Annotated in this window: 24 protein-coding genes; 14 read left to right on the top strand and 10 right to left on the bottom strand. The window is 67.7% G+C overall.

The features are described 5' to 3' along the window. The first annotated feature begins 396 nt into the window (after window positions 1-396). The 6 genes from bpln_RS09240 (at window position 397) to bpln_RS09215 (ending at window position 6293) form a co-directional block, all read left to right on the top strand. Window positions 397-1239, top strand: coding sequence for an amidohydrolase family protein (locus bpln_RS09240; protein ID WP_042624985.1), 843 nt, complete (start codon window positions 397-399; stop codon window positions 1237-1239). 270 nt (window positions 1240-1509) lie between these two features. After that, window positions 1510-2817: an L-fuconate dehydratase gene (locus tag bpln_RS09235; RefSeq protein WP_055138647.1), complete on the top strand. Its 1308-nt coding sequence runs from the start codon at window positions 1510-1512 to the stop codon at window positions 2815-2817. A 28-nt stretch (window positions 2818-2845) separates the two neighbouring features. After that, complete coding sequence (locus bpln_RS09230) at window positions 2846-3622, top strand: SDR family oxidoreductase (protein ID WP_055138646.1); 777 nt, start codon at window positions 2846-2848, stop codon at window positions 3620-3622. 93 nt (window positions 3623-3715) lie between these two features. After that, window positions 3716-4054, top strand: a complete 339-nt coding sequence (locus bpln_RS09225) for an L-rhamnose mutarotase (RefSeq protein WP_042624982.1) — start codon at window positions 3716-3718, stop codon at window positions 4052-4054. Between the two features lie 78 nt (window positions 4055-4132). Next, entirely contained in the window at window positions 4133-5392 is a 1260-nt protein-coding gene (fucP, locus tag bpln_RS09220) for an L-fucose:H+ symporter permease (RefSeq protein ID WP_042624981.1), read from the top strand. Between the two features lie 145 nt (window positions 5393-5537). Then, on the top strand, window positions 5538-6293 hold the full coding sequence (locus tag bpln_RS09215) for a FadR/GntR family transcriptional regulator (protein ID WP_042624980.1): 756 nt from the start codon (window positions 5538-5540) through the stop codon (window positions 6291-6293). A 77-nt stretch (window positions 6294-6370) separates the two neighbouring features. Here the strand turns inward: bpln_RS09215 and bpln_RS09210 are convergent, their stop codons facing one another. Genes bpln_RS09210 through bpln_RS09200 form a run of 3 tightly spaced genes read right to left on the bottom strand, consistent with a single transcriptional unit; the run spans window position 6371 to window position 9377 of the window. After that, window positions 6371-7015, bottom strand: a complete 645-nt coding sequence (locus bpln_RS09210) for a LutC/YkgG family protein (RefSeq protein ID WP_082465244.1) — start codon at window positions 7013-7015, stop codon at window positions 6371-6373. Further along, window positions 7012-8562, bottom strand: a complete 1551-nt coding sequence (locus tag bpln_RS09205; protein ID WP_055138645.1) for a lactate utilization protein B — start codon at window positions 8560-8562, stop codon at window positions 7012-7014. The genes bpln_RS09210 and bpln_RS09205 overlap by 4 nt, the downstream gene beginning before the upstream one ends. Further along, window positions 8559-9377, bottom strand: a complete 819-nt coding sequence (locus tag bpln_RS09200; protein ID WP_055138644.1) for a heterodisulfide reductase-related iron-sulfur binding cluster — start codon at window positions 9375-9377, stop codon at window positions 8559-8561. The genes bpln_RS09205 and bpln_RS09200 overlap by 4 nt, the downstream gene beginning before the upstream one ends. A gap of 223 nt (window positions 9378-9600) precedes the next feature. Between bpln_RS09200 and bpln_RS09195 the strand changes: the two genes are divergently transcribed. The 3 genes from bpln_RS09195 to bpln_RS09185 all read left to right on the top strand — a co-directional run bounded on the left by bpln_RS09195 (window position 9601) and on the right by bpln_RS09185 (window position 12327). Continuing rightward, window positions 9601-10314 carry a FadR/GntR family transcriptional regulator gene (locus tag bpln_RS09195; RefSeq protein WP_042624977.1) on the top strand — a complete coding sequence of 238 codons (714 nt, stop codon included), beginning with the start codon at window positions 9601-9603 and terminating at the stop codon, window positions 10312-10314. Window positions 10315-10390: 76 nt separating this feature from the next. Further along, entirely contained in the window at window positions 10391-11578 is a 1188-nt protein-coding gene (locus bpln_RS09190) for an amidohydrolase family protein (protein ID WP_042624976.1), read from the top strand. Between the two features lie 278 nt (window positions 11579-11856). Next, window positions 11857-12327 carry a hypothetical protein gene (locus bpln_RS09185; protein ID WP_055138643.1) on the top strand — a complete coding sequence of 157 codons (471 nt, stop codon included), beginning with the start codon at window positions 11857-11859 and terminating at the stop codon, window positions 12325-12327. 86 nt (window positions 12328-12413) lie between these two features. Here the strand turns inward: bpln_RS09185 and bpln_RS09180 are convergent, their stop codons facing one another. Beyond that, complete coding sequence (locus tag bpln_RS09180; RefSeq protein WP_042624974.1) at window positions 12414-12950, bottom strand: hypothetical protein; 537 nt, start codon at window positions 12948-12950, stop codon at window positions 12414-12416. A gap of 561 nt (window positions 12951-13511) precedes the next feature. On the opposite strand from bpln_RS09180, the gene bpln_RS09175 reads away from it, so the two are divergent. Next, window positions 13512-14339, top strand: a complete 828-nt coding sequence (locus bpln_RS09175; RefSeq protein ID WP_055138642.1) for a class I SAM-dependent methyltransferase — start codon at window positions 13512-13514, stop codon at window positions 14337-14339. A gap of 176 nt (window positions 14340-14515) precedes the next feature. Here bpln_RS09175 and bpln_RS09170 read toward each other — a convergent pair whose 3' ends face one another. From bpln_RS09170 to bpln_RS09160, 3 genes are all read right to left on the bottom strand, one after another. Then, window positions 14516-14938 (bottom strand): phosphate-starvation-inducible protein PsiE, encoded by a 423-nt coding sequence (locus tag bpln_RS09170; RefSeq protein ID WP_042624972.1) that lies wholly within the window; start codon window positions 14936-14938, stop codon window positions 14516-14518. A gap of 192 nt (window positions 14939-15130) precedes the next feature. After that, window positions 15131-15811 (bottom strand): YfdX family protein, encoded by a 681-nt coding sequence (locus bpln_RS09165; RefSeq protein ID WP_042624971.1) that lies wholly within the window; start codon window positions 15809-15811, stop codon window positions 15131-15133. Window positions 15812-16625: 814 nt separating this feature from the next. Continuing rightward, window positions 16626-17015 carry a hypothetical protein gene (locus bpln_RS09160; protein WP_055139488.1) on the bottom strand — a complete coding sequence of 130 codons (390 nt, stop codon included), beginning with the start codon at window positions 17013-17015 and terminating at the stop codon, window positions 16626-16628. 717 nt (window positions 17016-17732) lie between these two features. Between bpln_RS09160 and bpln_RS09155 the strand changes: the two genes are divergently transcribed. Beyond that, the gene (locus bpln_RS09155; protein ID WP_055138641.1) at window positions 17733-19112 is read left to right on the top strand and encodes a phospholipase D-like domain-containing protein; all 1380 of its coding nucleotides are present in this window, start codon (window positions 17733-17735) and stop codon (window positions 19110-19112) included. Between the two features lie 49 nt (window positions 19113-19161). Here bpln_RS09155 and bpln_RS36655 read toward each other — a convergent pair whose 3' ends face one another. The 3 genes from bpln_RS36655 to bpln_RS09145 form a co-directional block, all read right to left on the bottom strand. Continuing rightward, window positions 19162-19314 (bottom strand): hypothetical protein, encoded by a 153-nt coding sequence (locus tag bpln_RS36655; RefSeq protein ID WP_158512017.1) that lies wholly within the window; start codon window positions 19312-19314, stop codon window positions 19162-19164. Continuing rightward, entirely contained in the window at window positions 19311-20849 is a 1539-nt protein-coding gene (metG, locus tag bpln_RS09150) for a methionine--tRNA ligase (protein ID WP_055138640.1), read from the bottom strand. The genes bpln_RS36655 and metG overlap by 4 nt, the downstream gene beginning before the upstream one ends. Before the next feature lie 414 nt (window positions 20850-21263). Further along, on the bottom strand, window positions 21264-22220 hold the full coding sequence (locus bpln_RS09145; protein ID WP_042624969.1) for a LysR family transcriptional regulator: 957 nt from the start codon (window positions 22218-22220) through the stop codon (window positions 21264-21266). A 117-nt stretch (window positions 22221-22337) separates the two neighbouring features. On the opposite strand from bpln_RS09145, the gene bpln_RS09140 reads away from it, so the two are divergent. The 3 genes from bpln_RS09140 to bpln_RS09130 all read left to right on the top strand — a co-directional run bounded on the left by bpln_RS09140 (window position 22338) and on the right by bpln_RS09130 (window position 26621). After that, complete coding sequence (locus bpln_RS09140; RefSeq protein WP_055138639.1) at window positions 22338-24089, top strand: IlvD/Edd family dehydratase; 1752 nt, start codon at window positions 22338-22340, stop codon at window positions 24087-24089. 193 nt (window positions 24090-24282) lie between these two features. Further along, window positions 24283-25626: an MFS transporter gene (locus tag bpln_RS09135; protein ID WP_055138638.1), complete on the top strand. Its 1344-nt coding sequence runs from the start codon at window positions 24283-24285 to the stop codon at window positions 25624-25626. Window positions 25627-25691: 65 nt separating this feature from the next. After that, window positions 25692-26621, top strand: a complete 930-nt coding sequence (locus bpln_RS09130) for a dihydrodipicolinate synthase family protein (protein WP_042624966.1) — start codon at window positions 25692-25694, stop codon at window positions 26619-26621. Window positions 26622-26630 lie beyond the last annotated feature (9 nt).

The following is a 26630-nucleotide window of genomic DNA, read 5'->3' as shown; positions in this document are numbered from 1 at the left end:
GCTTGTTAATTGAAATGACTGTTTGAATTGGAATGGTGATCGTGCCGTGAAACGAGAAGATGGCGGCGATATTTTCATTTCACCGCAATTCGGAATGGATTCACGCCGGGCGGCGGCAAGCAAGACGAAACCAGGCCGTCATGTGGGCCATGGATCGGGGTTGCGGGTTAGCCCGGATGGCCGGCGGCGCCGTTCTGAACGATCTTCGAGCGGATTGGCTGGACCTTTGGTCCGATGCCGGCACGACCCGAGGCGCCGGTGCCGGTGGTACGGGCGGTGACGCCGCCGGCGTCTGCGTCGTTGATCCGGATCCCGAAGCGTTTTTTCGCCCTTTCTGCTGTTTCGCCCGCGCAGGCAGCCGCTGCGCGACGTCAACCCGAACGAGGAACACGCCCGATGAGCTCACGCATCGATGCGCATCAGCATTACTGGCAAATCGCCGCCCGCGCGGGCGACTGGCCGCCGCCCGAACTCACGGCGATCCATCGTGATTTCGGCCCGGCCGATCTCGCGCCGCATCTGCGTGCGACGGGCATCGACGGCACCGTGCTCGTGCAGTCGCTGCCGTCGCTCGACGACACGCGCTACCTGCTCGATCTCGCGAGCGCGACGCCGAGCGTGAAGGCGGTGGTCGGCTGGGTCGACCTGAAGGCGGCCGACGCGCCCGCGCAGATTGCCCGGTTCGCGGCGGCGCCGAAGTTCCGCGGCGTGCGGCCGATGCTGCAATCGCTCGACGACCGCTGGATCGACGACGCGGCGCTGGCACCGGCCGTGGCCGCGCTGCTCGCGCACGACCTGCGCTTCGACGCGCTCGTGCTGCCCGCGCAACTCGATGCGCTCGCAACCTTCGCGCAACGGTATCCGGATCTGCCGATCGTGATCGATCACGCCGCCAAGCCGCCGATCGCGAGCGGCGCGATCGAGCCGTGGCGCAGCGCGATGGCGCGGCTCGCGGCACTGCCGAACCTGCACTGCAAGCTGTCGGGCCTCTGGACCGAGGCCGGCGACGTGACCGGGGGCAACCCGAGCGCGCCCTACGTGCAGGCGGTGGCCGAGCTGTTCGGCCCGCGCCGCGTGATGTGGGGCAGCGACTGGCCGGTGCTGCGGCTCGCCGCGCATCACGGCGGCTACGAGGATTGGGTCGCCGCCTGCGAGCGCGACGGCGAGCGCTGGTTCGGCGCCGGCGCGATGGCGGATCTGTTCGGCGGCAACGCGCGCCGTTTCTACCGGATCGACTGAACGCCGCGAGCCGGAGGAAGGCGGGCCGGCTCGCGCTTGCATCGCGCCCGCCGGCCCATCTCGCCTGGAGTCCCCGAAGCCCACGAAGCTCCACGCCGCGCCCGGGAAAACCCGGAGTCCATCGAGGCATTGAACGTCGTATGATTGGCTGCAATTGGCTGGACCATTAAACCAATCGACACCAACACGCCGGTCACGATGGCTCGCCCGCCGGCTTCGATTGCCATTCCGAAACGACGCAGCACGCAGCTGGATTCACGACCGATCACCATGCCCATCATCCGCTCGATGCGCGTCCTGGACGTGCGCTTTCCGACCTCGCAACGGCTCGACGGCTCCGACGCGATGAACCCCGATCCCGACTACTCGGCCGCCTACGTGATCCTCGACACCGATCACGACGGCCTGGCCGGCCACGGCCTGACCTTCACGATCGGCCGCGGCAACGAGATCTGCTGCGCCGCCATCGAGGCGATGCGCCATCTCGTGGTCGGCCTCGACCTCGACTGGATCCGCGAGGACATGGGCCGCTTCTGGCGCCACCTCACCTCCGACAGCCAGTTGCGCTGGATCGGCCCCGACAAGGGCGCCATCCACCTCGCCACCGGCGCCGTGGTCAACGCCGCCTGGGACCTCTGGGCCAAGGCCGAGGGCAAGCCGCTCTGGCGCCTCGTGGCCGACATGACGCCCGAGCAACTCGTGCGCTGCATCGACTTCCGCTACCTGAGCGACGGCCTCACGCGCGACGAGGCGCTCGCGCTGCTGCAGCGCCAGGCGCCCGGCAAGGCAGAGCGGATCGCCACGCTCGAACGCGAGGGCTACCCGTGCTACACGACCTCGGCCGGCTGGCTCGGCTACGGCGACGACAAGCTGCGCCGGCTCTGCCAGGAAGCGGTGGACGCCGGCTTCCATCACGTGAAGCTGAAGGTGGGCGCGAACCTCGAGGACGACATCCGCCGCGTGACGATCGCGCGCGAGGTGCTCGGCCCCGATCGCAAGCTGATGATCGACGCGAACCAGGTGTGGGAAGTGAGCGAGGCGATCGACTGGGTGCGCGAGCTGGCGTTCGCGAAACCGTGGTTCATCGAGGAGCCGACCAGTCCCGACGACGTGGAAGGCCACCGCAAGATCCGCGAGGCGATCGGCCCGGTGCAGGTGGCCACCGGCGAGATGTGCCAGAACCGCGTGCTGTTCAAGCAGTTCATCATGCGCGGGGCGATCGACGTGGTGCAGATCGATGCGTGCCGGCTGGGCGGCGTCAACGAGATCCTGGCGGTGATGCTGCTGGCGGCGAAATACGGCCTGCCGGTGTGCCCGCATGCGGGCGGCGTGGGGCTGTGCGAGTACGTGCAGCATCTGTCGATGATCGACTACGTCTGCATTGCCGGCACGCGCGAGGGCCGCGTGATCGAGTACGTCGATCACCTGCACGAGCATTTCGTCGAGCCATGCGTGGTGCGCGACGCGGCCTATCTGCCGCCGGCGGCGCCGGGCTTCTCGATCGAGATGAAACCCGAGTCGCTCGAACAGTACCGGTTCCGCGGCACGTCCGGGGCGCCTGCCGGCGCCGCGGCCTGAGCCCGCTGGACATCACGGAGGCAGCCAGTTGAATCTCGATCTCGAAGACAAGGTCGTGCTGGTCACGGGCGGCGCGGCCGGCATCGGTGCCGCGATCACGCGCGCGCTGGCCGCCGAGCACGCGATCCCGGTCGTGCTCGACCGCAACGCGCCCGACGACGCGTTCGCGGCCGAGCTGCGCGCGTTGCAGCCGCGCACGCGCTTCGTGCGCACCGACCTGCTCGACGACGCGCAATGCGAGGCCGCCGTGGCCGGCGCGCTTGCCGAATTCGGCCGCATCGACGCGCTCGTCAACAACGCCGGCGTGAACGACAGCGTCGGCCTCGGCGCCGGGCGCGCCGCGTTCGTCGCCTCGCTCGAACGCAACCTGATCCATTACTACGCGATGGCGCATTACTGCGAGCCGCACCTGAAGGCGAGCCGCGGCGCGATCGTCAACGTCTCGTCGAAGACGGCGCTCACCGGCCAGGGCGGCACCAGCGGCTATTGCGCGGCCAAGGGCGCGGTGCTCTCGCTCACGCGCGAATGGGCCGCCTCGCTGGCCGCCCACGGCGTGCGCGTGAACGCCGTGGTGCCGGCCGAGGTGATGACGCCGCTCTACGAATCGTGGCTCGCGAGCTTCGACGATCCGGCCGCCAAGCTCGCCGCGATCACGCAGCGCATCCCTCTCGGCCAGCGCATGACGAGCGCCGACGAGATCGCCGCCACCGCCGTGTTCCTGCTGTCGGGGCGCGCGGCGCACACCACCGGCCAGTGGCTGTTCGTGGACGGCGGCTACACGCATCTCGACCGCGCGCTGAGTTGAGGCGCGCAACGACGCACACGCGATCCAACGCATTGCAACCCACCCGCACGGCGCCTCGCTTCGCGTCGCGCGGCCAACCCCGGAGACACCCCGATGCGGCAATGCCTGGCGCTGGACCTGAAGGACGACCCGGAATCGATCGCGCGCTACGAAGCGCATCACGAGCGGATCTGGCCGCAGATCGCCGCGCATCTGCGCGGGCAGGGCGTGACGGCGATGGAGATCTACCGGATCGGTAACCGGCTCACGATGGTGATGGAGACCGACGACGCCGTGTTCGATGCGGCGCGGATGCGGGCGGCGAGCCTGGCCGATCCGAAGGTCGTGGAATGGGAGGCGCTGATGGATACGTTCCAGCAGCCGACGCCATGGAGCGAGCCGGGCACCAAGTGGACGCCGATGGCGCGCATCTTCGATCTCTCCCGGCAGTAACGCGGCGCATCCCGGGCGCATCAGGAACACGGCGGGCAGGGCGATCGACCGAGACGGCAACGGAAGGAGACAAGCATCATGCAACAGGTATCGAGGGCCGGCGCGGCGCCGGCCGGCACGACGGAACGCAGCCACGACTGGCGCACCGCGTTCATTCTGGTGACGAGCCTCTTTTTCATGTGGGGGCTGTCGTATGGGCTGCTCGACGTGCTCAACAAGCATTTCCAGGACGTGCTGCATGTCAGCAAGGCGCAGTCGGGCCTGCTGCAGGGCGCCTATTTCGGTGCCTACTTCGTGATGGCGATGCCGGCCGCGCTGCTGATGGAGCGCTTCGGCTACAAGCGCGGCATCCTGCTTGGCCTGGCGCTCTACGCGATCGGCGCGCTGCTGTTCATTCCGGCCTCGGCGGCCGCGAGCTTCCCGTTCTTCCTGTTCGCGCTGTTCGTGATCGCCGCCGGGCTCGGCTGCCTCGAGACCGCCGCGAATCCCTACGTGACCGAACTCGGCGCGCCCGAGACGGCCGAGCGGCGGCTCAACCTCTCGCAGTCGTTCAACGGGCTCGGCAGCTTCCTCGGGCCGCTGATCGGCGGCACGTTCTTCTTCCAGGCGGCGGCGCCCTCGGCGACCGCCGCTGCGGGTGCCGAGGCCGGCCTCGATTCGGTGCGCGTGACCTACGTGGCGATCGCGGTGATCGTGGTGCTGCTCGCGCTGCTGATCGCGCGCACGCCGATGCCCGACATCCGCCGCGCCGCCTCGCCCGCGCAGCGCGCGGCCGGCGCCTCGCTCTGGTCGCGCCCGCACTTCGTCGGCGGGATCGTCGCGCAGTTCTTCTATGTGGCCGCGCAGGTGGGCGTGGGCGCGTTCTTCATCAACTACGCGATCGTCCACTGGCCGGCGCTGACCGCCCAGCGCGCCTCGTTCCTGCTGTCGGTGGCGCTGCTGCTGTTCATGGCCGGGCGCTTCGTCAGCACCGCGCTGATGGGCCGGATCCCGCCGGCCGCGCTGCTGAGCGTCTATGCGCTCGCCAACGTGGCGCTGAGCGTGGTGGTGCTGGCCGGCATCCCGGTGGTGTCGGTGCTGGCGCTGATCGCCGTGTTCTTCTTCATGTCGATCATGTTCCCGACCATCTTCGCGCTCGGCGTGAAGGACCTCGGGCCGCAGACCAAGCGCGGCGCGTCGTACCAGGTGATGTCGATCGTCGGCGGCGCGATCATGCCGTATGCGATGGGGCGCGTGGCCGACGGCTCGGGCGTGAGCATGGCTTATGCGCTGCCGCTCGTGTGCTTCGCGATCGTCGCGTGGTACGGCTGGCGCGGCAGCCGCGTGGCCGGCGCCTGAGCCGCGCCCGAGAGGGGCGGCGGGAAGGGGGCGGACGGGGCGGCTCGCGCCGACGTATTAGAATCGCCGTCTGGTTCACGTTCGCCGCCTTGCCGGCCGCGGGCGGCGAACGCCTTCGACCCCGACGCTCCTCGCCCGCGCAAGTATGCCGATCCAGCCCATCCAGAACCGCCGTCTCTACCAGCAAATCGCCGACCAGCTGCGCGCGATGATCGAATCGGGCAGCTTTCCGCCGGGCAGCTACCTGCCGCCCGAGCGCGAACTGGCCGTGCAGTTCGGCGTCTCGCGTACCTCGGTGCGCGAGGCGCTGATCGCCCTGGAGGTGAACGGGCTGGTGTCGGTGCGGGTCGGCGACGGCGTGTCGGTGCGGCCGCGCGAGCCGCGGCCGGCCACGCCCGACACGGTGGCCGCGCCGCGTTCGGCGCGGCTCGAAGTCGATCCCGAACTCGGCATCGAGTTCGACCTCGACGCGGAAATCCCGCCGTTCTCGCTGTTGCAGGCGCGCAAACTGATCGAGCCCGAGGCGGCCGAACTCGCGGCCGTCCATGCCTCCGAGGCGCAGCTCGCCGCGATTCACGACGCGTTCCTGCGCAACCAGCGGGACAACCGCAGCGGCTCGACCACGCATCCGGGCGACCGCCTGTTCCATATCCGCATCGCCGAGGCGAGCGGCAACGACGCCTACGCGATGATGGTCAAGCAGATGCTCGCGCATCGCTACGATCCGCTGTTCCAGCGTCTGCAGCGGCTCTACACGCCGCGTGACATGCCGCATCGCTCCGAGGTCGAGCACCGCGCGATCCTCGACGCGCTGGAGGCGCGCGACGCAAAGGGCGCGCGCCGCGCGATGCTCACGCACCTGAATTCGGTGATCCGGATTTTCTCGCGGCAATCGGCTTAGGGCCGCGCGGCGGGTTCGGCTCCCGCTGCCTTCCGCCGTCTTCCGGCACGGCTCGCGTCGTCGTCGCCCGCAGTGCCTCAGCCGCCGGGCCGAGCCAGCAGCAGCACCGTCAGCGAACGCACGCCCTGCGCGCCCTGGATTAGCACGCCCTCGATATCGGCCGTGGCCGACGGGCCGGTCACGAGCGCCGCGTAGTTCGCGGTGTGGAAGTCGCCGAGGCGGTAGATGTCCTGCAGGCCGTCGACGATGTCGGCCGGATCGAGCAGCACCACGAGGTGCTGGACCAGATAGCCGAGCGCGTTGACGCGATATTCCTCGTCCGACAGCCAGACCGAGCCGGTTTCGGCCACGCCGTAGCGCGCCCGCACCACGCCCACTTCCACCTCGTGCAGCGAGGCCGGCAGGCGCGCCGGGTCGAGCGGCTCGGCACCCGTCAGCTCGGGCGTGGCGGTGAGCGGCGTGTGGCCGGGGAAACGCTCGGCGAACCAGCCGGGCAGCTCGGCGGGGGAGGCGGGCGCCGCGTGGCGGCCGCCCATCGTGGCGAGATTCGCGCAGAAGCGCTCGAGGCGCCCGCCGGCGGGCGTCGCGAAGCGCGGCAGCTCGGGCAGCGGATGCGGATCGTCGGCGGCGACGCGGCCCGCAAGGGGGCCGTCATCGTCGCGCACGGCCACGCGCTGCGCCGCGCGCACGCGCATCAGGAATTCCTCGCGGGAGGTGCTCATGTCGATTCCTTGTCGTGGTTCGCGGCGGCGTGGCGGTCGTCGTCTGCGGCGTTCGCGGTGGCCTGCGATGCGGCGGGCACGGGCGAGGTGGTTGAGGCGACTGAGGCGACCGAGGCGACCGAGGCGGCTGAAGCGTTTGAAGCGGTCGAAACGGCATGCGGCGCGCCCTTGCCGCGGTGCGCCTCGTACCAGTCGCGGAACGTCTCGCGCGGCGCGTCGGGCAGCTCGCGGCCCTTGCCCCAGGTGTTGAGCGGGTTGTAGAGCACGAGGTTCGGCAGGCGGTGCAGGGCGCCCTGCAGCGAGCGCACCGAGGCGCGATACAGCGACGGGTTCGCGAGCAGCTTGCCGGCCACCTTGATCAGCCCGCGCTTCACGCGCGGCAGCTCGCCTTCCTCGGCCACCACCTGCCGCCACTTGTAGAGCTGCTCGTGGATGTTGATCTTCACCGGGCAGACGTTGCTGCAGCTGCCGTTCATGGTCGAGGCGAACGGCAGCGTGCTGAAGCGCTTCAGGTCGTAGGCCGGGTTCAGGATCGCGCCGATCGGCCCCGCGTAGGTGCTGCCGTACGACAGCCCGCTGCTGCGCCGGTACACCGGGCAGGTGTTCATGCAGGCGCCGCAGCGGATGCACTTGAGCGAGTACCAGAAATCGTCCATCGCGAGGCGCGCCGAGCGGCCGTTGTCGACGATCACATAGTGCAGCTCGGTGCCCGGCCGAGGGCGGCGGAAGTGCGAGGTGTACTGCGTGATCGGCGAGCCGAGCGCGCTGCGCGAGAGCAGCCGCACGAACACGCCGAGATCGGCGATGCGCGGGATCAGCTTCTCGATGCCGATCGAGACGACATGCACGGGCGGCACGTTGGCCGAGAGGTCGGCGTTGCCCTCGTTGGTGCAGACCACCACGGTGCCGGTCTCGGCCACCGCGAAGTTGCAGCCCGTCATGCCCGCGCCGGCCGCGAGAAAGGCCGGGCGCGTGGTGACGCGCTGGCTCTCGGCGAGATAGTGGATGTCGTCGTTGGCGGGATCGGTGCCGAGCGTGCGGCCGAACAGTTCGGCCACGTCACCGCGCAGCTTGTGGACGGCCGGCACCACCACGTGCGAGGGCGGCTGGTGGTCGAGCTGCTGGATGCGCTCGCCGAGGTCGGTTTCCATCACGTCGATGCCGCGCGGGCCGAGGTATTCGCGCAGCTCGCATTCGTCGGTCAGCATCGACTTGCTCTTGACCAGCGTCGTCACGCCATGCGAGGCCAGGATGTCATGCACGACCTGGTTGTGCTCGGCCGCGTCGAGCGCCCAGTGGACCGTTACGCCGTTGGCCTCGGCGTTCGAGGCGAACTGGGCGAGATAGTCGGCCAGGCGCGAGAGCGTGTGCTCCTTGATCTGCGAGGCGAGCGAGCGCAGCGTTTCCCATTCGTCGATCGAGGCGGCCTGCGCGTCGCGTTTCATGCGCAGGTCCCAGAGGCGGCGGTCGTGGAACGCGACGTGTTCGGTCTTGGCGAGAAACGCCTCGGCGGCCTTCGCGTGATCGACCCGGATCGTCTTGCTCATGCGCGTGCCTCCCCGCGGCCGGTGCCCGGCGCGGCCCGGCCGCGCGAGGCCGGCGCGAGCGCGGCCAGCTGCGCGGCGTCGAGGCCGTTGAGCACCTGCGCGATGTGCAGGAAGCGCACCGGCCGCTGCTCGCGCGCGGCGCAGCCCTGCTGGTGCATCAGGCACGACATGTCGGCCGAGACGATGAATTCGGCGCCGGCCTCGTGGTGGTCGCGCACCTTGTCCTGGCCCATGCGCACCGACACCGCCTGCTCGGTCACCGAGAACGTGCCGCCGAAGCCGCAGCATTCGTCGGGCCGGCGCGGCGCGGCGAAGCGGATCTCGCGCACGCCTTCGAGCAGCGTGCGCGCCTTCGACCACGGCTTGCCGGGAATCTCGCTGGCCGAGGCCGCGTGCAGGTGGCGGATCGCGCTGCAGCTGTTGTGCAGCCCGACCGAGTGCGGAAACGCGGCCCACGGGAACTCGCGCACGCCGAGCACGTCGTGCAGGAACTCGGTCAGTTCGTAGGCGCTGGCGCGCACCGCGGCCACCTTCGGCGATTCGCCGGCCGCCGTCAGGTGGCGGCGCACGTGGTGGATGCAGCTCGACGATGGCCCGACCACGTAGTCGTAGCCGGCGAAGTTCTCGACGAACAGCGCCTCGGTGCCGGCCGCGTCGGCCTCGCAGCCGTTGTTGGCGAGCGGCTGGCCGCAGCAGGTCTGGCGGCGCGGGTAATCGACCTCGAGGCCGAGTTTTTCCAGCAGTTCCAGCGTCGCGACGGCGACTTCCGGATACAGCGCATCGATGAAGCACGGGACGAACAGGGCCACCTTCACTTGAATCTCCTGCCGGGGGAAGCGGGCACCGCCGTGGGGGAGCGGGTGCCATCGTGGGGTCGTGCCGCCGCGCGAACGCCGCCGCGGGCGGAGGCTGCCGCCGCCTTGCTCGGGCGCCGTCAACCGGTGACCGCCATGATCGACAGCCGTGCCGCGTTCCGGCAAACTGGTACGACCAGTTTACGCGCCGCCAGCCGGCACCGCTCCCCGTGAAAACACCCTGATGAAGACGCTCAACCAGACCGACCGGATCATGCGCGAGATCGAAACCCGGCTGATCGAGGGCGTCTGGGCGCCCGGCCAGCGGATTCCGGGCGAGCGCAAGCTGGCCGAGGCGATGGGCGCCGCGCGCTCGACGGTGCGCACCGCGCTGCAGCGGCTCGTGGCGCGCGGGCTGCTGACGAGCCGGCCGATGTCGGGCTTCTACGTCTCGGACCGGCTCCAGACCGGGCTCATCTCGCCGTGGCGGCAGCTCGTCAGCGAGCATCCCGAGCTGCGCCCCGACATGCTCGAATTCCGGCTGATGCTGGAAGGCACCACCGCCTACCTGGCCGCGATGCGCGCCACCGACGACGATCTCGCGCGCATCCAGGCCGTGATCGACGCGATGGCCGACGCGCATCGCGACGGCGACCACGAACGCGGCTCGCGGCTCGACGGCGATTTCCACGCGGCGCTCGCGAGCGCCTCGCACAACGCGATGCTGCGGCACCTGCAGGGCAGCCTCGCGAAGATGCTGCACACCCACATCTCGCTCAACAACACCGGGCTCGTGGCGCTGCGCGAGCAGTCCTCCGGGCAGTTGCTCGGGCAGCATCTGGCGCTGTGGGAGGCGATCCGCGCGCGCCGGCCCGAGGAGGCGCGGCGGCTGATGCTGGAGCACATCGGCTTCGTCTGGCAGCGGCTCGAGCCGGAACTGCCGGTGACGATGCTGTGAGCGGCTTCGGTCCGGCGCCTGGTCGTCGGCGTTCCGCATGGCGCGGCTTTTTCCTCGAACCGATTCCGACGACACGATGACTTCACTGCTGATCCGCAACGTCCGGCTCGCGAGCGGCGCGAGCACCGACCTCCGCATCGACGGCGATCGCTTTGCCGCGTTCGGCCCCGCGCTCGACGCGCCGCCCGGCTGCGTCGTGGAGGACGGCGGCGGCGCGCTCGCGCTGCCGGGCCTCGTCGAGGCGCATACGCATCTCGACAAGACGCACTGGGGCATGCCGTGGTTTCGCAACGAGGTGGGGCCGCGGCTCGTCGACCGGATCGAGTTCGAGCGCCGCTGGCGCGCGACGAGCGGCCACGACGCGGGGCGCCAGTCGCTCGCGCTGGCGCGTGCGTTCCTCGCGGCCGGCACCACGCGGCTGCGCACGCACGTGGACATCGACACCGAGGCGGGGCTGAAGCACCTGGAGGGCGTGCTGGCCACGCGCGAGGCACTGCGCGGCACGATGGAAATCCAGGTCGTGGCGTTCCCGCAGTCGGGCGTGCTGGCGCGCCCCGGCACCGCGGCGCTGCTCGACGCGGCGCTGCGTGCTGGCGCCGATTGCGTAGGCGGGCTCGATCCGTGCGCGATCGAGGGCGATCGGGCGGCGGCGCTGGACTTGCTGTTCGGGCTCGCCGAGCGGCACGGCAAGGGCCTCGACCTGCATCTGCACGAGCGCGGGGCGACGGGCGCCGCGTCGCTCGACGCGATCCTCGATCGCACCGCCGCGCTCGGCATGCGCGCTCGCGTGGCCGTCAGCCATGGCTTTTGTCTCGGCGGCGTCGACGCGCCCGCGCGCGACGCGCTGCTGGCGCGGATGGCCGCGCTCGAGGTGGCGCTCGTGACGAGCGCGCCGCCCGACATCGAGGTGCCGCCGCTGCTGGCCTGCCGCGCGGCCGGCGTGACCGTGGCCGGCGGCAACGACGGGATTCGCGATACGTGGACGCCCTATGGCCGCCCCGACATGCTCGAACGCGCGATGCTGATCGGCATGCGCTACAACCTGCGCCGCGACGACGAGCTGGCCGTCGCGCTCGACTGCGTGACCGGCTCGGGCGCGCGCGGCTGCGGGTTCGCCGACCATGGGCTCACGCCGGGCGCGCGTGCCGATCTCGTGCTGGTGGAGGCGGCCACGCCGGCCGAGGCGGTGGCGGCGCGGCCGGCACGGCGGCTGGTGGTGGCCGCGGGGCGGGTGGTGGCGCGCGATGGCGTGCTGGTCGATTGACGGGATGAAGGCGCCGGAATGTCAAACAGGCGGCGGGCATGGGGCGTGCTCCGCCGCGCGCTGCGCGAAGCGTGCGTGATGCCGCCGGGCTCGCCATGTCGCTGCAGGCGAATCCGGCGCGACGGCTGGCGGGGCGAGGGCGCCGGGCAGTGGCAGGGCGCGCCGGGTTCGTCGCGCGCCGCGTGGCGGGACGGTTGCCGGCCGCCGGTGCGGGCCGGGCATCGACGCCGGATCGCTGCTGCAATGGGAGCCCATTTCACGAGCGCCCGGAGAGGCCCATGATCGAACGTCCCGACACCCCGGCCGCCGCGCCGCGCTCGGCGCCCGAGGCGCACGACGCGCTCGGCAAGCTGCTCGACAGCCTTCACCAGCGCGGTTTCCTGCGCGTCGCGCACGACTTCGTCGATGCCAACAGCCAGGTCGCGGAGATGCTCGGCGGCCTGAGCCAGCCGGAAGTCCAGGCCGGCATGCAGAACCTCGCGGTGCTGCTGACGGCGCTGTCGCGCATCCCGGCCGACCAGCTCGGCCGCTTCGCGTTCGCGGCGACCGACGCCGTGAATCACGTCGCGAACTGGCAGCCCGCCGAGCATCGCGATGCGGCGCCCGGCGTGACGGGCGCGTATCGGCTGCTGCACGACGAGGCGCTGTGGCAGGCGGTGACGCCGCTGCTGGAAGGGCTGAAGGTATTTCTGCAGCGCTTGCATGAGGCGCCGGGAGCGGCGAGTCCGGGAGCGGCGCCGCGAGGCTGATCCGACGTGCGGGATCGGGCAGCCTGAGCGCGACGCCCAAGGGGGAACCCGGCACCGTGCCCCGGCAGCCCCCGGATGCAGCGCTGCTACTTCCGCAACGCCGCCGCCAGCGCCGCTTCCAGCACGCCCTTCGAGCGGCAGGCCACGCGCGCGACCTTCGCCTTGCCGTCGGCGATCACGCTCGCGGTGCCGCTTACGTCGACGGACACCGTCACGCCCTGGTCGGCCTGATCGACGCGCGTGATCACCTTCAGCGTATTGGTGACGTTCGAGGTCTGCTTCAGCGCGGAGCAATCGAGGAAGTTGCCCGCGTTCGGATAGGTCGAATAGGCCGAGGCGACCAAGCCGGTCTCGCGGTCGTCGACGCGCACGGCCAGCTTCTGGTCGGCGTAAAACTGGCCGACCTTCTCCAGCACTTCCTCGTATTTGCGATTGCCGATCACGATCGGCTGATTCGACTGACCGCCGGTGCCCTTCGCCGCGGCGCCCTTGCCGCTGTTTTGCTGATCGGCTTGCTGGCTGTCGCTGCTGGCGAAGCCGCCGCCGCGCGCGCCCGGCCCATACAGGTTGATGCACCCCGCCAGGGCCGAGCAGGCGAGCAGGGCGAGTAACGGATATTTCATTGCAAACCCGGTTTGATTAACGGTAGTAAAGGCTGACGCAGCCGGAAAGCCCGACCGTCAGCAACAACACAAGCGCCCAGTCGATGCGCATCGCGGCCTTCAACGGTAATAGGCGGCGATGCAGCCGGCGAACTGGGTGCAAACGAAAATCAGAATCGCGATCGAAATACGCTTATGCATTGGGTGGTAATCCTCGTCATCGGTTGAAACGCGAGATGGACGGCATGTCCGTCACGCAGGCCGCATTCTTGTCGGCACGAATCGTAAGCACAATTTGACGAATCTCCTGATTTTTTGAGACAAATCCCGATCGTAAAATCCTTTTACGCAATGCGATTCCGGATGACGACGTTCGCCGCGTTTCTGTTGATTTATCCTGCCGTGGGGAAATGACCGGTGCCGGAGCCATCGCCGGGGGTGTCGCAACCAGCCCCGACGCCACGTCGGTCGGCTGCCGGCCGTTTTTGAGACATTCGACATCGTGGCCCGGCTCACTCACAATGACCGTGCCGCAACGATCAAGCGTGCCGCCAAGTCAATGACCCATCGAACGGCGCCAGGATGAACTCCAGCGCGGAAATCTATTTGAAGGACTTCCATCGCCGCCGGGCGGGCGCGACAGGTCGCGCCTTCGGCGATCAACCTGCACGATCGGGGCAGGCGGAATACGCATCTTCCTATCATGCACTGGCGCATCGCGTGCCAAACGATGCGATGCCGCGGACGGTGCTGGACCTGGCTTGTGGCGACGGGCCGCTATTGCGAATTCTGAACGACCGGGGGCATGCGCAAACGAAACTGATCGGCGTGGACATGAGTGACGGCGAGTTGAGCGCCGCCCGGCAAGGATTGCCGCGCGGAATTCGCCTGCTTGAAGAGCGTGCCCAGCAGATGTCGCTCGATAGCGGCTCGGTGGACTACGTGCTGTCGCACATGGCGCTCATGTTGATGGATGATATCGAGCAGGTAATCCGCGAGATCCGCCGTGTATTGCGTCGGAACGGCACCTTTTCCGCTGTCGTCGGACGCACCTTCTTGACGGGAAGGATCGGTACGGTCTTTTTGGACGTCTTCAAGCCGATTGCGAAGACTCACCTCCCGCGGTTGCCGCTCGGCGACGCACGCACCCGCAGTGAAGGCGGGTGGCGGGAACTTCTGGGACGTGAATTTGTTGACGTCGTGTTCGAGGACATCGAGATCGACTGGACACCTGCGCCCGAGCAGTTCTGGTTGGAGATGCTTGATACCTACGATGCCGACAGGATGCCGGAGGAGGCACGCGCACGGCTCAAGCGAGAACTATGGCCGGCGCTTGCGCCCTTGCAGGATGAAAACGGGCGGCTCCAGACGGGGTGGGGCCTTCGCCTGATTCAGGCCACCGCCGCCTAGCAGGCGGAAGCGGCCTGTCGGCGGTCCCGGGCAGATGGTTTCGATCGGAGAATCAGACCAAGCGCCTGGGGCGCCGAATCGGAACCGGGAACCGACGGACTCCCTGTGCCAATCGGCAAGCGCCATCGTTCACGGTCTCGCGGGGCATCTCGCCTCGCCCCGGGCGCCTGTCTAACTCATTGACTCATCTCGTCGAGTTTCCGCTCGGAAGATTGGCCGGGGAATTTGCACTGCCCATATCGAATCACGAGTACCCCCGTCGCCATCAATACCACCGCAAGGGCGGAGGCAAGCAGATGCGCCTCGGTATTCGTTGCGGCCCGCAGGATGATGTCTCGCGCAATCGAACCGATCGCAATATACAGTGGAAAACGCACCGGCAACTGACCGGATTTGAGATATTGGCTCACCATCGCAAACACTTCCAGGAACAGGAACATCAGCAGCAGGTCGGTGAGGGTTACCTGCTCCGTGCGGATGACGCTCCATACCAGATTCGCCAATGCGATCGCGGTGCCGAGGCCGATGACGACGAGGCCGAGCATCTCGCAAATTTCCATCAACCATTTCAGATGCGATTCAAGTCTCTCTCGCAGCATGGTGTTCCATCCAGTACGCGTTTGCCGACGTGAGCCGGGTCGACCCGACGCCGGGGCGAACGTCCGGTCGATGGGCCCGGGCGGGGCGACGGGGAGCCGGGGAGCCGGGCATTGGGCGTGTCGGCTTGCTCCTGGTGGTTCGCCGATCGGGAAATCAGCGAAACGCCCGGCTCCAGGGACGACTCACGGGCCTTATCCACGACTCGCGGTTTGCGGTATCGCATTGATGTCGAGATGATCGAATCGCACGCTTGCCTGTATCTGGCGCAGCACCTGTCCGGCCTCGTAATACTTTCCCGCGTCCAGCAACGCCGAGGCCTGGTCGATCCTCGTGGCCGTCGTCGCCAGCGGCACCACGTCAACGGTGTAATCAACGTTGACGTCGGCGAGCTTGAGGGCGCGGATCGCCGCGCCGCGATCGCCGCTTTTCAAGGCCGCATTGGCGTGTTCGACGGCCTTGGCCTTGATCGGCTGGCTGGCGAAATTGTCGAGGATCGTCACATCGCCGGCGACTGGAAGCCACGCTGTCCGCGCCTCGCCGGCCGGACTCGGGTGTTTTCCTGCCGCGTCGGTCAGCGACGATGCCGCCCGCAGAAATGCGGAATCGTCGGATGCGGCCGCTTTCATCGCCACCTTGGCTTGGGCCAGCAGGTGCGCCGCGCCGTCCGGATCGCCATTGAACAGCGCGGAACGTGCGGCGCCCACATCGTCCATGGCGTGACTGCCGGCGTCGGACAGCTTCGTGAAATCCTGCCTCATGGCAGTCGGTTCGGATGTCGAAGCAAATACGTAATGAATCGGCAGGATCCCGACCGACAGGGCGACCGCGGCCATCAGGCAGGCTGCTGCATTCCTTTTTCTCTGGATTCGCATTTCAACTCTCCTTTCGAGAACATCGACTTGGATGACGACCCGGACCGGCTTTCGCATGCATCACCTGTCCGGTGCTGGCAAAGATAGGGCGCGGAAATTAACGGATACTTAAGGCGATGTGGCGGCGCCGTTGCTCCCGCGCGATGCATGGTCGTCAGTGGGTCCGGCACACCGGGCGAGGCACCCGGCGTCGCACCTGGCGGCGATCGTCGAACCTGATGGCACGGCCTGCACGCCGGCGCCGCGCTTCATCTGCGATGTGCCGACGTGGCAGCGTCTCGACGCGGGTCTTGTCGCGTGCCCCGGTTGAAACGAGAAAGGCCGCTCCGGTTGCCCGTGAGCGGCCTGCATCGTTTTCGCGCCGTGCGTTACTTCGGCGCCGACTGCGTGCGGACATCGTGCCGACCGATCGTCGGGCGGAACTCCTGATTCGCGGCCGCCCGTGGTCGGCCCGGTCCCGCTCGAGGCGCGCCGCGGCCTGCCGCGGACATCCGGCCGGGTAATCTGCCGCCTGAAAGCTTGCGGCATTGCCGTTTTAGATAATGAATTTTCGAGCGCGGGCGAGTGAGGCGAGCCCTTGAATGCTTGGGCAGGTCGCTTGTTTGCAATAACGGACACATAATCGCAGGATTGTTGAGCGTTGCGAAATCGTGACCGAAAGCGTGAATTTTAGGCTTCGATAAAACAAAATGCTCGGGATCGACTGGTCAAACCTGCGGGGCGAAATTCAATGAAGCCGGTTAATGTCACGGATGCCACGGTTGCATCGATGCGGCGGCGATGCCTTGCCGCCGCCGGCGTCATGACAAACCGGTTAGCCGAGCGTGAACTTCAGCGTGCCCAGGCTGCCGACTTCCACCACGCCATCGCTATTGACGAAGGCGCGCGTACCTTCGGCAATGATCGTGTTGTCCGTCAGATAAGCGCCATTCCAGCTATCGACGATGTTGTAGGGGCGCTGGTCGGGGCGCTGGCTGCCGCCGAAGCTGATGTTGAACGGCGCGACGCCGTCCTTGCCCTGGGACTTGCTGAACACCCAGCCATAGTGCCCGACGTTGCCTTCGGAATTGAACGCACCGATCGGGCTGTACTTGGTGCCATAGCCGCCGGCGATGACGCCATTGGACGGATCGGCGGACGTGATTTTGAATGTGAAATTCTTGTCCGACGAAGTATAGGTGCCGGTGAGCGGGACATTTGCCATGTTGATCTCCATTTTGCGTGGTTGTGAGTAATGCAGTTCAGCGCGTTGGTCGCGCATCTGCCACGGCAATATATACACCGAATACCGTAGATACATCCTGTCAGGGCTGACAGGGCGGAAAAACAGAATCACTCGATTATCATTTTGGATGGTCGTTGCCGAACAATGCCGAGAATCATCGGCAATAAGGCGGCGAGTGACAAACGATGGCGACGGTTTTCGGAAAAAATGAATATTAATATGTGAATAATTTATATCCTGATGAGGTGTGGATTGATTCGATGACGCCGCCGGCAGCGGGAGATGCCTTTCGCTTGCCGCTGCGCGAGCAGATCAACCCGGCGCACCGGCTGGTTTGCCCTGCGGATCTGATCGACCGGCCGCGAGCGAGCGCGTCGATCAGTGCGTGCCTCGTGTCGCACTGGGTCCCTCGCGGCGCGACGCCATCGGCCTCGCCGACGCAAAACGCTTCAGACCATGGTCGGCCGTAGGCGGTTGTTGAGGCCGGGCTCACAGATCGGCGACAATCGATCATTGCGCAACGCGATACTGTCGATTGCGCCGATGTCTTTCTTGTCCACGGCAACCCTCTCCGACTCGCCGTTCCATTCACCTTCTCGAAGTCACCGAGAACCCCTTGACCGCGCCAACGCAACCAATCCGTCCGGATTTTCAAGGACGCAGGCCCCGAGACTCGTCGAGCCGGTTCGCCACATCATGACGCCGACGAAAAAGCTGGCGCTCATCCTGACATGCGTGTTTGCGTTTTCCCGGCATGGCCACGCGCAATGTGTCGACCTGGTCGCCAGTCTCGATGACGGCCAGTTGATGCAGTCGCGGATTGCGCTGATCGACCATGCCACGCCCGCCGAGCCGATCCGCATTCTTGCCTACATCTTCGAAATCGATCAGACCGGCGGCGTGCTGCTGCGCCATCTGGTCGAGGCCGCGCGCCGTGGCGTGCCTGTCAGGCTGCTGATCGACGGCATCGGCCCCGAGCCGCACTTCCCGTTCGAGGACGAGCTCATCGTCGCCCTGCACCAGGTGGCTCCGGGTATCGAACTGCGGATCTTCCATCCGCGACCGGATCTCGTGGAGCTTGCGCATCGCATGCACGACAAGCTGTTCCTGGTGGGCAACACGGCCGTGATCGGCAGTACCTCGATCTGGGACGAGAGCTTCCGCAACTGGCTCAGCGAGCGCGATCTGCTGGTGTCGGGCGACGCCGGCCAGGACGCATCCTCGCTGCACGCCATGCACCAGCATTTCGACTTGTTCTGGAATAGCCCGCAAGCGGTTCGCCCCGAGCCGGAAAAATTCCTCGAGGTCGACAGTCCTTATCGGATTTCGCGCGGGTATCTGACGCTGGATCTGGCGCGCATCCATGATTGGCGGGCGTGGCTGCTGGCGCCGCCCGACGCCGCGGCCGCGGCGACAGACGCATCCGCGCCCGATGCGCCCGCTGCCTATGTCGATCCCGTCTCGATGCCGATTGCCTGCGATCGCCTGCGCTATGTCCACGACTGGCCCGACAAGCACTCACCGGGCACGTTGCGGGACATGCTGCAGGCGTTCGCCGCGGCGCGGCACGAAATCCTGATCATCAACCCCTACCTGATCCTCGTGCCGGAATTGCGCGAGGCGCTTGCACGCAAGCAGCGCGAGGGGGTGAAGGTGACCCTGGTGAGCGCCTCGCTGGCGAGCGTCGCGCAGGAATTTCCCGCGGTCGGGCGCGCCTATGCCGACGATCTGCCCGGCCTGGTGAGGGCCGGGATCGACGTGCGCGAATATTCCGATCGGGAGAACCGCATGATGCACGCCAAGCTGGTCGTCATCGACGGGCATCGATACTATCTCGGCAGTTTCAATTTCGATTCGCTGTCGGCCCGCTTGAATACCGAAAACGGCCTGTGGATAGACGTCCCCGAGGGTGGGCTCGATCCGTTGCAGGACAGCGTGGCGTACTTCGTGAACCATTCGAGTCCGGTGAGCGACGCCAATGGCCGCCTTCTGGCGGATCCCGACGCGCGCTGCCGGGCCGCCGGCTGCGGCGGCGCCTGGCGGTGGGTGGCGGTGATGATCCGGAATTTGCTCTGAGCGCGGCCTGGCCGGTCATTTTCGGCCTGGCTTCGCGTGCAGCACTTCATTACCCGAAATGCAGCCGCCATCGCATGCCGGCAAGTTCGCGGATGACTGCCGCCCGGTAGCGGACCCACAAGGATGCCGTCAGCGACCGTTCACGTGACGACGCCCGGCCAACCCGTTCGAAGTTCGCCGTCGCCGTGATCGGGTTGCTCATGCCGTTACGGTGTCCGTGCTCGTCCGTTTCGGAAATAGGATGCCCTCCCTGATTTTGCTTCCCGGCTTCACGCCATGGCCCCACGGCAAGCCCCAGCGCAATTCAGCGGGGGCGCCGAGCAGCGATCGCAGCTCGGCCATCTTGCCGGGCATCACCGGGGAAAGCAGGTTGGACACACCGTGGATCGCTTCCACCAGCGTATACAGCACCGTATCCAGCCGGTCGGACGCCTCGGCGTCTTTCGCCAGCCCCCATGGCGCGCGACTCGCGACGTAGCCGTTCAGCTCGGTTACGAACTCCATCACCCGCTTCGCGGCACCGCCCGGTTTCATCTCGTCGACCAGCGCCAGAACGGTGGCTGGCAACTCGCTCGCCCGCGCGATGATCCGTTCTTCCGGCGCCTCGTTCGCCTTCGGCGCAGGCACCGTTCCGCCGCGGTACCGCGTCACCATGGCAAGCGTGCGGGCCACGAGGTTGCCCAAGTCGTCGGCGAGGTCGCGGTTCAGCCGCTGTTCAATCACGGCGTGACTGATTATTCCGTCAAAACCAAAGCTGACCTCGCGAATCAGCGTGTAGCGCAGCGTATCGACGCCGTACATGTCCGCCGCCTCCAGCGGATCGACGCCGTTGCCGAGCGATTTGCTCATCTTCCGGCCGTCGGCGCCGAGCAGGTGTCCGGAGACGTGCAAGCGTCGATACGGAGGGATTCCCAGCGCATGCGTCATGCTCAGCCAGAACAGGGTATGCGTACGCAGGATGTCTTTGCCGATGACGTGCCGCACCGATGGCCAGTAATCACCGAAGACGGATTGCTCGGGATAGCCGAGCGGTGAAATGTAGCTGAGCAGCGCGTCGAACCAGACGTAGGTGACGTGTTCGGCATTCCACGGAATCGGGATGCCCCAGTCGAGCCGATCCACCGGACGAGAGATGCTCAAGTCACCTATCGGCTCTTCCAGCAGCGTCAGGATTTCGTTGCGATAGTGCGCAGGCTGAATCAGGTCCGGGGTGTCCAGCAATAGTTGGCGCATCCAGTCACGGTGGGCCTCCATGCGGAAGAAATAGTTGGGTTCGCGCCGCAACACCGGCGGCTCCTTGTCCTCGGGAAGCTTGCCGTTCACCAGTTCCTTGTCCGTGACGAAGCGCTCCTGGCCGACCGAGTAAAGTCCTTCGTAGTCGGCCAGATAGATTTCTCCGGCCTCGAAGAGCCGCGTCAGGCAATCGGAGACGACCTTGGCGTGTGCGGGCGCGGTGGTGCGAACGAACAGGTCCGGTTCCACGGCCAAGCGCCGCCAGGCTTCTTCAAACGTCCGTGCGTGGCGTTCCGCGAACGCGTGAGGCGGTTCGTTGGCCAGCATCGCGGCCTTGGCGATTTTTTCGCCGTGCTCGTCCGCGCCGGTGAGCAGCAGTACCTCATGTCCGGCGGCCCGCAGGTAACGGGCCATGATGTCGGCATGTACGCTGGCGTAGGCATGGCCCAGATGGGGGCGATCGTTCACATAGTAAATTGGCGTGGTGATGTAACGATGCGTCATTTGCCGCTCCAAAAAAGAAAAGGGACGCCCGCGGCGTCCCTTTTTAGAAGCAAAAAGCCCTCAGCGCCCGGGGAAATATCCTTCCTGGGGCATGCGCATCGAATGCACGAGAGCTTGACGGGCTTGAGTGTTCATTGAGTTGAATTTCACGACGAACGAGCGCGGATTGGCGCGCGATTGCTGCATCGTGCCAGCTAACGCCAAGCCTGTCCAGCGTCGCGGCCGGCGATAACCCGGGCAGACCATTCATGCCCCTTGCCGGCCATTGCGGCGCGCTCGTCGAACCACCGCTGCGGGTCGGTGACGGGCAGCGCTGCCCAAAGCGCCGGCGGAGGTCCTGGCGCGGCTTTTCCTGCTGCGGCCTGTCGGATGAGGCAAAGGCGCCGCATCAAACGCGCCGGCCCACCCTGTACGTCACGCGCCCGCATTCAGCGAGTAGGTTTCCCGCCCGGCACTGCGCAACGCCTCGATCATCAACGCGGCGGCCGGCGAAAGCAGCTTCTCGGCCGGCGTGATGAGCCCGAAATCATCCATCCAGCACTCCATCGGCAGCGGCAGAATCTCCACCATGCCGTGCCCGGCGTAGTAATCCGCCACGTCCTTGGCCAGCACCGCGATCATGTCGCTCTTTTCCAGGACGCGCGTGATGAACAGCAGGGCCGCCGTCTCGACCACGTTCGAGGGCGGCGCAAGGCTCGCGCGCTGGAACATCAGCTCGAAGCGATGCCGCAGCACGCTGCCGGCCGGCGGCACGATCCAGGCGTGGCGGCGCAGTTCCTCCAGCGCACTCGGCGCGCCGGTCAACAGCGGATGTCCGCGCCGCACCACGGCGCGTACCAGCTCGCCGGCCAGCGTCTCGTAGCGCAACTGGCGTTTGTCGTGCTCGGGCGAGAGCCGGCCGATCACGATGTCGAGTTTGTCTTGGGCCAATCGCTCGAGCAGTACGTTGCTGGTGTCGATCTCCACCGAAATGCGGATGTCGGTGTGCTGCCGCTTCACGGCCGCCACCGCGGACGGCAGCAGCCGCACGCCGGGCGAGGTGATCGCGCCCACCGCCACGTGCCCGAGGCGTCCCGCCTTCAGCGCGCTCAGTTCCTCCTGCGCCTGTTCCAGGCTGCCGAGCGCGGCGCGCGCATGGCGGATCAGCGCGTCGCCGTACAGCGTCGGCTTCACGCCGCGCGGCATGCGTTCGAACAACACGGTCCCGAGCATCTCCTCCAGTTCGCGCAACAGTTTCGAGGCGGCCGGCTGCGTCATGCTCAGCGCCGCCGCCGCGCGGTGGATGTTGCCTTCCTCGGCGAGCGCCACCACGAGCAGCAACTGCCGTGTCTTCAGGCGCGTGCGGATGTACCAGGGATTCGAATCGAGCATGGAATTAGGTGTTTGCACCGATACGGAGATCGATATGTGAGACGTCCAACTTTTCATTAGTACGTTATCAACTTTGTTAATAGACTGCACGCAAATCTGGCCACCCCAAGGCGAACGATGTCGGCAAGCAAACCGAAGCTGCGGTCCCAACAATGGTTCGGCACCACGGACAAGAACGGCTTCATGTATCGAAGCTGGATGAAGAATCAGGGTATTCCCGATCATGAATTCGACGGCAGGCCGATCATCGGCATCTGCAATACGTGGTCGGAGCTGACGCCCTGCAACACCCATTTCCGCAAGCTCGCCGAGCACGTCAAGCGCGGCGTGTACGAGGCGGGCGGCTTCCCGGTCGAGTTCCCGGTGTTCTCGAACGGCGAATCGAACCTGCGCCCGACCGCGATGCTCACGCGCAACCTGGCGAGCATGGACGTGGAAGAGGCGATCCGCGGCAACCCGGTGGACGCGGTGGTGCTGCTGGCCGGTTGCGACAAGACCACGCCGGCGCTGCTGATGGGCGCGGCCAGCTGCGACGTGCCGGCGATCGTGGTGAGCGGCGGCCCGATGCTGAACGGCAAGCTCGAGGGCAAGGACATCGGCTCGGGCACGGCGGTCTGGCGCCTGCACGAATCGCTGAAGGCCGGCGAGATCGACCTGCATCATTTCCTGTCGGCCGAAGCGGGCATGTCGCGCTCGGCCGGCACCTGCAACACCATGGGCACGGCCTCGACGATGGCCTGCATGGCCGAATCGCTCGGCGTGACGCTGCCGCACAACGCGGCGATTCCGGCCGTGGACGCGCGCCGCTACGTGCTCGCGCATCTGTCGGGCAGCCGCATCGTGCAGATGGCGCTGGAAGACCTGAGGCTCTCGAAGATCCTCACGCGCGCCGCGTTCGAAAACGCGATCCGCACCAACGCGGCGATCGGCGGCTCGACCAACGCGGTGATCCACCTGAAGGCGATCGCGGGCCGCATCGGCGTGCCGCTGGAGCTGGAGGACTGGATGCGCATCGGCCGCGGTACGCCGACGCTGGTGGACCTGCAGCCGTCGGGCCGCTTCCTGATGGAAGAGTTCTACTACGCGGGCGGCCTGCCGGCGGTGCTGCGCCGGCTCGGCGAGGCGCAGCTGCTGCCGCATCCGGACGCGCTGACGGTGAACGGCAAATCGATCTGGGACAACGTGCGCGAGGCGCCGAACTACGACGAGGAAGTGATCCGTCCGCTCGACCGGCCGCTGATCGCCGATGGCGGCATCTGCATCCTGCGCGGCAACCTCGCGCCGCGCGGCGCGGTGCTGAAGCCGTCGGCCGCCACGCCGGAGCTGCTCAAGCATCGCGGCCGCGCGGTGGTGTTCGAGAACTTCGACCACTACAAGGCGACCATCGGCGACGAGTCGCTGGACGTCGACAAGGATTCGATCCTGGTGATGAAGAACTGCGGCCCGCGCGGCTATCCCGGCATGGCCGAGGTGGGCAACATGGGCCTGCCGCCGAAGCTGCTGCGCCAGGGCGTGAAGGACATGGTGCGGATCTCGGATGCGCGCATGAGCGGCACGGCCTACGGCACGGTGGTGCTGCACGTCGCGCCGGAAGCGGCGGCGGGCGGCCCGCTCGCGGCGGTGCGCGACGGCGACTGGATCGAACTCGATTGCGAGGCGGGACGGCTGCATCTGGACATCAGCGACGAGGAACTGGCGCGACGCCTCGGCGACATCGATCCGGCCGCCGCGCCGGGCGTGGCCGAGCAGGCGGGCCGCGGCGGTTACGCCCGGCTCTACGTCGACCACGTGCTGCAGGCCGACGAAGGTTGCGACCTCGACTTCCTGGTCGGCATGCGCGGCGCGGAGGTGCCGCGCCACTCGCACTGACGGCGCGTGCCGCGGCCGATGCCGCTGTCGGGATGCCTGACGGCGGCCGCCCGGCACCGGCCGCGCGCCGCGCGACGGGACCGGTCGGCAAGTGCCGCCGATCGCCGGAGCGGGCGCCGCCGCCAACGGTGTCCGACGCGCAACGCACGCGCCGCGCGCGACGCGGATCGCCGACAAGGTTCAAGGAGACACGATGACGAATTCGCAGGACGGGCGCGCCGGCGCCACCGATAGCGCGCAGGAGCGGCAGATCGTCGGCCACATCTCGCGGCGGCTGGTGCCGTTCCTCGCGCTGATCTACGTGGTCGCCTACGTCGACCGCACCGTGGTGGGCTTCGCGAAGCTGCACATGAACGCGGCCGTGGGCTTGAGCGACGCCGCCTACGGGCTCGGCGCGGGGCTGTTCTTCGTCGGCTACTTCCTCTGCGAGGTGCCGAGCAACCTGGCGCTGTCGCGCTACGGCGCGCGCGTCTGGTTCGCGCGGATCCTGTTCACGTGGGGCTTGATCACCATGGCGATGGCCTGGGTCAGCGGCCCGCACAGCTTCTACGCGCTGCGCTTCCTGCTCGGCGCGGCCGAGGCGGGCCTGTTCCCCGGCATCCTCTATTTCCTCACGCAATGGTTTCCGATGCGCCATCGCGCCGGCGTGATCGGGCTGCTGGTGCTCGCGCAGCCGGTCGCCGGGATCGTCACGGGGCCGCTGGCCGGCGCGCTGCTGGAGACGCACGGCCTGTTCGGCCTCGCCAACTGGCAGCTGCTGTTCATCGCCACCGGGCTGCCGGCGGTGCTGCTCAGCGTGCCGACGCTGCGCGTGCTGCCGGAGTCGCCGGCCCAGGCGCGCTGGCTCGCCGATCACGAGCGCCGCTGGATCGAGCGCGAACTGGCCGCCGACCAGCGCAGCCACGCGCTCGACCCGCACCGCAACGCGCTGGGCGCGCTGAAGGACCGCCGCGTGCTGCTGCTGGCCGCGCTGTACCTGCCGTTCCCGATCAGCATCTACGGGCTGTCGCTGTGGCTGCCCACCATCATCAAGGGCTTCGGCGTGGGCGATGCGACGGCGGGCTGGCTGTCGGCCATTCCGTACCTGTTCGCGGTGGCGGGCCTGCTGATCGTGCCGCGCCACTCGGATCGCCGCCGCGAGCGCTACGGCCACATCGTGGTGGTGACCACCGCGGGCGGCCTGACGCTGGCCGCGAGCGCGTGGGTTCACGCGCCGGCGCTGCAGTTGCTGCTGCTGAGCCTGACCGCGTTCTCGCTCTACTCGATCCAGACCGTGGTGTGGGCGCTGCCCGGCGAATTCCTGAGCGGGCCGAGCGCGGCCGTGGGGATCGCGACGATCAACTCGCTGGCGAACCTGGGCGGCTATTTCGGCCCCTACGGCGTCGGCGTGATCAAGGACGCCACCGGCAGCCTCGCGGCGGGCCTCTATTTTCTCGCGGCGACGCTGTTGTTCGCGGTGCTGATGACGTTCGTCGTGCGCGCCGCGCTGGCCCGGCCGCGCGACGAACGGGACGGCACGCTCGCGCGCCAGTCGTGACCCATCGTGACCAGCCGTGACGCCGCCCGCATGATCCGTTTATCGAAGCAGGACCGAAGGACACCATGAATACGAGTCGTTCCCCCCGTTATCGCGGCGTTTTCCCCGTCGTGCCCACCACCTTCACCGAGACCGGCGAGCTGGATCTGGCGAGCCAGAAGCGCGCCGTCGATTTCATGATCGACGCGGGCTCGGACGGCCTCTGCATCCTCGCGAACTTCTCCGAGCAGTTCTCGCTCGCCGACGACGAGCGCGAGCTGATCACGCGCACCGTGCTCGAGCACGTGGCCGGCCGCGTGCCGGTGATCGTCACCACCACCCACTACGGCACCGGCATCTGCGCGGCGCGCAGCCGGCGCGCGCAGGAGCAGGGCGCGGCGATGGTGATGATCATGCCGCCGTATCACGGCGCGACCTTCCGCGTGCCGGAGCCGGCGATCCACGAGTTCTACGCGCGCGTGTCGGACGCGATCGAGATCCCGATCATGATCCAGGACGCGCCGGCGAGCGGCACGGTACTGTCCGCGCCGTTCCTCGCGAAGCTGGCGCGCGAGGTCGAGCAGGTGGCCTACTTCAAGATCGAGACGCCGGGCGCGGCCAACAAGCTGCGCGAACTGATCCGGCTGGCCGGCGACGCCGTGGAGGGGCCGTGGGACGGCGAGGAGGCGATCACGCTGCTGGCCGACCTGAACGCCGGCGCGACCGGCGCGATGACGGGCGGCGGCTATCCGGACGGCATCCGCCCGATCCTCGAGGCGCACCGCGAGGGCCGCGCCGACGACGCCTACGCGCTGTACCAGCAATGGCTGCCGCTGATCAACCACGAGAACCGCCAGGCCGGCCTGCTGGCCTGCAAGGCGCTGATGAAGGAGGGCGGCGTGATCGACTGCGAGCTGCCGCGCCACCCGCTGCCGGCCATGCATCCGGACACGCGCGCCGAGCTGATCGCGATCGCGCGCCGGCTCGACCCGCTCGTGCTGCGCTGGGGCAAGTGACATCCACAG

This window comes from Burkholderia plantarii, from assembly GCF_001411805.1.
In the GTDB taxonomy this organism is placed as follows: Bacteria; Pseudomonadota; Gammaproteobacteria; order Burkholderiales; family Burkholderiaceae; genus Burkholderia; species Burkholderia plantarii.
The sequence above is the reverse complement of the archived record's forward strand: the minus strand, read 5'-3'. Positions and strand labels throughout refer to the sequence as shown.